Origin of the sequence: Muribaculum sp., from assembly GCF_029051885.1 — a bacterium.
GTDB lineage: Bacteria > Bacteroidota > Bacteroidia > Bacteroidales > Muribaculaceae > Muribaculum.
This window is the reverse complement of record NZ_JAIDKI010000117.1, coordinates 1-5,905: the sequence shown is the minus strand read 5'-3', so window position 1 is coordinate 5,905 and position 5,905 is coordinate 1. Positions and strand designations below refer to the sequence as shown.

At 51.1% G+C, this 5,905-nt stretch carries 5 protein-coding genes; all 5 read right to left on the bottom strand.

The window, feature by feature from the left end:
• On the bottom strand, positions 1–488 hold a 488-nt coding region (leuD, locus tag K2I50_RS05185; protein ID WP_301025155.1), incomplete at its 3' end, for a 3-isopropylmalate dehydratase small subunit.
• Between the two features lie 11 nt (positions 489–499).
• Positions 500–1,894 carry a 3-isopropylmalate dehydratase large subunit gene (leuC, locus tag K2I50_RS05180; protein WP_301025154.1) on the bottom strand — a complete coding sequence of 465 codons (1,395 nt, stop codon included), beginning with the start codon at positions 1,892–1,894 and terminating at the stop codon, positions 500–502.
• 20 nt (positions 1,895–1,914) lie between these two features.
• Positions 1,915–3,411, bottom strand: a complete 1,497-nt coding sequence (locus K2I50_RS05175; RefSeq protein ID WP_301025153.1) for a 2-isopropylmalate synthase — start codon at positions 3,409–3,411, stop codon at positions 1,915–1,917.
• A gap of 153 nt (positions 3,412–3,564) precedes the next feature.
• Complete coding sequence (locus K2I50_RS05170; protein ID WP_301025152.1) at positions 3,565–4,902, bottom strand: ABC transporter permease; 1,338 nt, start codon at positions 4,900–4,902, stop codon at positions 3,565–3,567.
• Positions 4,895–5,809, bottom strand: coding sequence for an ABC transporter ATP-binding protein (locus K2I50_RS05165; protein ID WP_301025151.1), 915 nt, complete (start codon positions 5,807–5,809; stop codon positions 4,895–4,897). Before K2I50_RS05165 ends, K2I50_RS05170 begins: the two co-directional genes overlap by 8 nt.
• Positions 5,810–5,905 lie beyond the last annotated feature (96 nt).

Genomic DNA, 5,905 nt, shown 5'->3' with positions numbered 1-5,905 from the left:
ATATCAAAGTGCTCCCAATGTCCGGTCGACAGATTTGTTATAGTCTGGTCTGGGAGATTCACACATATCTGCGAGTCGGGGGCGCCCAGCACGGTATCAAAAAGTTCTTTCAGAAAATCCTCTGACACCACTACAGGAAGCACAAAATTATTGAGTTCATTATTCTTATGGATATCGGCAAAGAAACTCGACACTACCACACGGAATCCATAGTCATGAATAGCCCATGCGGCATGTTCGCGCGATGAGCCGCTGCCGAAATTCTTCCCGGCGATAAGTATCGAGCCGGAATAGCGCGGGTCGTTGAGCACAAAACTGTCGATTTTGTTTCCGTCCTTGTCAAATCGCCAGTCGCGAAACAGATTGTCGCCGAATCCCTCTCTTGAAGTAGCCTTAAGAAATCGAGCAGGAATAATCTGGTCGGTATCCACATTTTCCACAGGCAGAGGCACTGCCGTGGATGTTATTATTGTTATTTTCTCGTCCATTCAAGCAGAGATTAAATCGTACGGGGATCAGTGATATATCCGGTAACAGCGGCAGCGGCGGCCACAGGTACTCCGGCAAGAACCGTTCGGGAGCCGGGCCCCTGACGTCCTTCAAAGTTGCGGTTGGAGGTAGATACACAAAGTCGGCCGGGAGCCACCTTGTCATCATTCATGGCAAGACACGCCGAGCATCCCGGTTCGCGCAGTTCAAATCCGGCCTCGGCAAAAATGCGGTCAAGCCCGGCGCTGCGAATCTGATCAAGCACACGACGGCTTCCAGGCACCAGCCACACTATCACACCCGGAGCTTTCTTACGGCCTTTTACCATTTCCGCAAAAAGACGGAAATCCTCAAACCGTCCATTGGTGCAACTGCCTACAAACACGTAATCGACCCGAGTGCCGGTAATCCTCTCACCCTCTTCAAATCCCATATACCGGAGCGCACGGGTATATCCTGCACGTTCCGCATCACTCTCACCGGGATTTGGGGGCACAACGTCCGAAATGCCGATACCCATGCCGGGATTGGTGCCGAACGTAACACGCGGCTCTATGTCGGCAGCGTCAAATCTCACCTCAGCATCGAAAACGGCGCCATCATCCGTAGGAAGAGTGCGCCAATATGCCACAGCCTCGTCCCACTTTTCACCTTTGGGAGCAAAGTCACGTCCCTTGATATAGGCAAAAGTCGTTTCGTCGGGGGCCACCATGCCGCCACGCGCGCCCATCTCAATCGACAGATTGCAGAGCGTCATCCTCTCCTCCATCGACATATCGCGCACAACCTCTCCGGCATACTCGACAAAATATCCGGTGGCGCCGGAGGTGGTCATCCGGGATATTATATAAAGAGCGACATCCTTGGCAGTGACGCCCGGGCGCAAATGTCCGTCTACAGTAATACGCATCGACTTGGGCTTGGGCTGGAGTATGCATTGCGATGCAAGCACCATCTCTACCTCCGAGGTGCCTATTCCGAACGCCACCGCGCCAAAAGCACCATGTGTAGAAGTATGACTGTCGCCACACACAATAGTATAGCCGGGGAGCGTCAGGCCATTCTCCGGACCGATGACATGGATTATACCGTTGCGTTCATGTCCTATTCCGAAGATATCCAGGCCGAACTCAGCCGCATTGCGGTTGAGTGTCTCCACCTGATTGCGCGACACCGGGTCGGCAATCGGCTTATCCTGGTTAAGAGTAGGTATATTATGGTCGGGAGAACACACGGTACGTCCGGGACGGAACACCTTGAGGCCGCGACGACGCAAACCGTCGAACGCCTGCGGGCTTGTCACCTCATGGCAATAATGCCTGTCGATATACAGTTGTGTAGGCCCGCCCTCAATGACATTTACAGCGTGGGCATCCCAGATTTTATCAAAAAGAGTTTTCGGCATAGATAAAGATTGTTTAATAATCAATGTACAAACTTATTGATAGCATCGATAAACGCCTCGGCAGATGCTGCGATAATATCGGTGTTGGCTGAGAATCCGTAGTAGCTATTGCCGTCGTACTCAACCGTCATATGCACCTTGCCGATATCGTTTGAGCCCTTGTTGATGGCCTGTATAAGGAATTCCTTAACAAGCATCTTGCGATGGATAATCTGCTTGATGGCGGTGATGGCCGCATCGACAGGACCGTTTCCGGAGGCACACGCCTCAAATTTTTCACCGGCGATATCAAGCCCGATGGATGCAACCGACTTCACGCCGACTCCTGAAGTGACCTGGAGGAAATCGAGCTTCAGGCGACGGTTGGCCTTGTGGTGCTCACCTGCGAGCATCAGCACATCGTCGTCGTTGATTTCCTTCTTGCGGTCGGCCAGGCGGAGGAATGCCTCATAAGCCTTGTCGAGCGCCTCTTTGCTCAATTCCACACCAAGCACATGCAGACGATGTTTCAGTGCCGCGCGTCCCGAGCGGGCTGTAAGAACAATCGAATTCTCGTCGACACCGACATCCTTCGGATCGATAATCTCATAGCTCTCACGGTTCTTAAGCACACCATCCTGATGTATGCCCGAACTATGGGCAAAAGCATTGCGCCCGACAATAGCCTTGTTGGGCTGTACGGGCATATTCATGAGCGATGATACCATACGGCTTACGCCACATATCTTTGTCGCGTTGATATTTGTGTCGATGCCGAGCTCCTTATGCGAACGGAATGCCATCACAACCTCCTCGAGCGAGGTGTTGCCGGCACGCTCACCGATACCGTTTATGGTCACTTCGGCCTGTCGTGCCCCTCCTATCACTCCTGAAATAGTGTTGGCGGTAGCCATGCCCAGGTCATTATGGCAGTGTGTGGCTATTGTGACACGATGAATGCCGTCGACATGCTCCATAAGATATTTTATCTTGTCGCGGAACTCCCAGGGCATGCAATAGCCGGTAGTATCCGGAATATTGACAACGGTAGCGCCGGCCTTTATCACCGCCTCCACTACACGGGCAAGATACTCGTTATCGGTACGGCCTGCGTCCTCGGCATAAAACTGCACATCCTCCACAAAACTCTTGGCATACTTGACCGCCGCAACCGCGCGTTCGATAATATCTTCGCGATTGGAGTTGAACTTATACTTAATATGTGGGTCGGAAGTGCCGATACCGGTATGTATGCGTTTATGCTTGGCATATTGCAGCGACTCTGCTGCGACACGGATATCATTTTCCACCGCGCGCGTAAGGGCACATATGGTAGGCCATGTCACGGCCTTTGATATTTCAACAACCGAATTAAAATCGCCGGGGCTCGATACAGGGAAGCCGGCTTCTATGACGTCGACACCCAACTCCTCGAGAGCCTTGGCCACCTCGATTTTCTCAACCGTGTTGAGCTGGCATCCGGGCACCTGTTCGCCATCGCGAAGAGTAGTGTCAAATATAAAAAGTCTGTCACTCATAGGGAAAACTTTATTAATACTTTTTCAAATTCCAATATTCGGCAAAAATAACAGAAATTGGCGAAACAATCAAGCAAAAGCCGGATTATTTCGCCAATTCAATATTATCGGCAACAATTTTGCGGAATCATCCGCGCTAATGTGTCGATTTGATTATTTTATCCAACGCCACAGGTCGGCAAAGGTAGATTTGTGACCATACATAAGTATGCCCCGACGGTAGATACGCGCCGACAGCCATGTAAAGAATGCCGCAGTACCGTAGAGCACCCCAATCGAAGCAAGCATCTCCCATGCAGGTACATCGTAAGGCAGACGCACCATCATCACAATAGGAGATGTAAACGGGATAATCGAACATACCACACCAAGCGTGCCATCAGGATTCTGGATACAAGTCTCTCCAATCATCAGTGAGAACACAATCACCATCATCAACGGAGTCATAAACTGATTGGCATCGCTCTGCTGGTCGACTGCCGAGCCAAACGCGGCAAAAAGCGATGCATAAAGCAGATATCCGCCAATAAAGTATACGATAAACATTCCCAGCAGCTGCAGCCACTTCACTCCAAGAATGGCATGAATCATGTCGCCGCGCTCGCTGTCGGCAGCCATATCGGCGGCGGCTCCGACCGAAGCGGCATCAAGCGACGAGGCATCTATCGACCCGGCAATGCCAAGACCTCCAAGCACCAGCAGACCTATCCCTATCAGCACAGCCCATATGGCAACCTGCGTAAGGCCCACAAGAGCCACACCGAGAATCTTGCCGAGCATCAGCTCGACCGGCTTGCACGAACTCACGATTACCTCCACGATACGGTTGACCTTGTCCTCTACAACCGAACTCATAATCATCGCACCGTAAGTAAGCACAAACATGTAGGTAAGTAATGCAAGTGCCAGACCGATAACCGACATCAGCTCATCGGATGTAACGGAGGTGTCACCGTCGTCACTCCATGTATTCGTGCGAACCGCCACCTGCACCTGGCTGTCCTTTATAATTCGGTCGAGCTCGGGTATGCCATAAGACTGCACCCTGGTATCCGACACGGCCTTGCTCAGCTGATCCTCAATTACTTCGCGAAGCGATGAACGTGTGGGCGAAGAACTGAACACATTTACCTGCAACGTAGAGTCGAGAGTAGCCGGAATCACCACAATGGCATAATACGGGGGGCGGTCAGGGTCGGCAGACTCATCATCGGATGCAAACTTCTGGCGCATGTTCCCCTCATTATAGTCGGAGGGCATATCAAATATATATTCACTGGTGTTTTCCAGACACGCGCCATAGCGCCCGCTCTGGTCGATAACGGCCACATGGTCGCCCTCAGCCTCATTAAGCACCATCATCATCCCCATGGCAAAGCCGATAGTGACAATCAGAAACGGCACGAGGAGAGTGGTCAATATAAAAGATTTCTTTGCTACTATAGAAAGATACTCGCGCCTGAGCACAAGCCATAAACGTGTTTTATTCATTTCCGGTCACAGTTTCGATGAAAATTTCGTTCATTGTCGGGAAAATCTCCTCAAATCCGAGAATGGTGTATATCGGATTGAGAAAGTCGATGACAGTGCGCATGGCCACATCCGGAGCAAGACGCAGAATTATCTGCGATCCGCCCATTATATCCGGCTCAATACTGTCAATCTGGAAAAGTGAGGGATTGGGAGCAATGACAGGCTCGGCTACCCTGACCTTGAAAAGGTGCTTTTTATGCCGCTGCCTTACATCGGCAACATTGCCCTGCAACACAACTTTTGAATGGTTGATGAGCGATATGCTGTCGCATACTTCCTCGACCGACGACATATTATGGGTAGAAAACAGGATTGTGGCACCACCACGGTTCAACTCGAGTATCTCCTGCTTCAGCTGCTCGGCATTCACGGGGTCGAAACCGGAGAACGGTTCATCGAAAATCATAAGCGGCGGACGGTGCACAACCGTGCCGATAAACTGTACTTTCTGAGCCATGCCCTTGGAAAGCGCTTCAATCTTCTTACCGGCCCATTCGACAAGATTCATACGCCGCAGCCATTTCTCAGCCTCGGCCCGTGCATCGCGCGAAGTCATCCCCTTCAACCGTCCGAGATATACGATATGGTCGATGACCTTCATTTTCTTATACAGTCCGCGTTCCTCCGGGAGATAACCGACCCGCATCACATCGTCAGGGTGCAAAGGCTTTCCGTTGAGAAGCACAGTACCACTGTCGGGAGTGATAATCTGATTTATTATACGTATGAGTGTAGTCTTGCCGGCGCCGTTAGGCCCAAGCAGACCGTAGATAGTACCTTCCGGTATCGACAGGTCAACGCCGTCGAGAGCAGTATGTCCGTCATAGCGCTTGACGACACCGGAGGCTTCGATAAGATTGTTCATTTACGTAATTTATCCAATAAATTAAGAGCTTGTTTAATAATAAATGTTACCGTCAGGGCGGTCAATCGTCGAGCATATTTTCGCTTGTGATGAGGG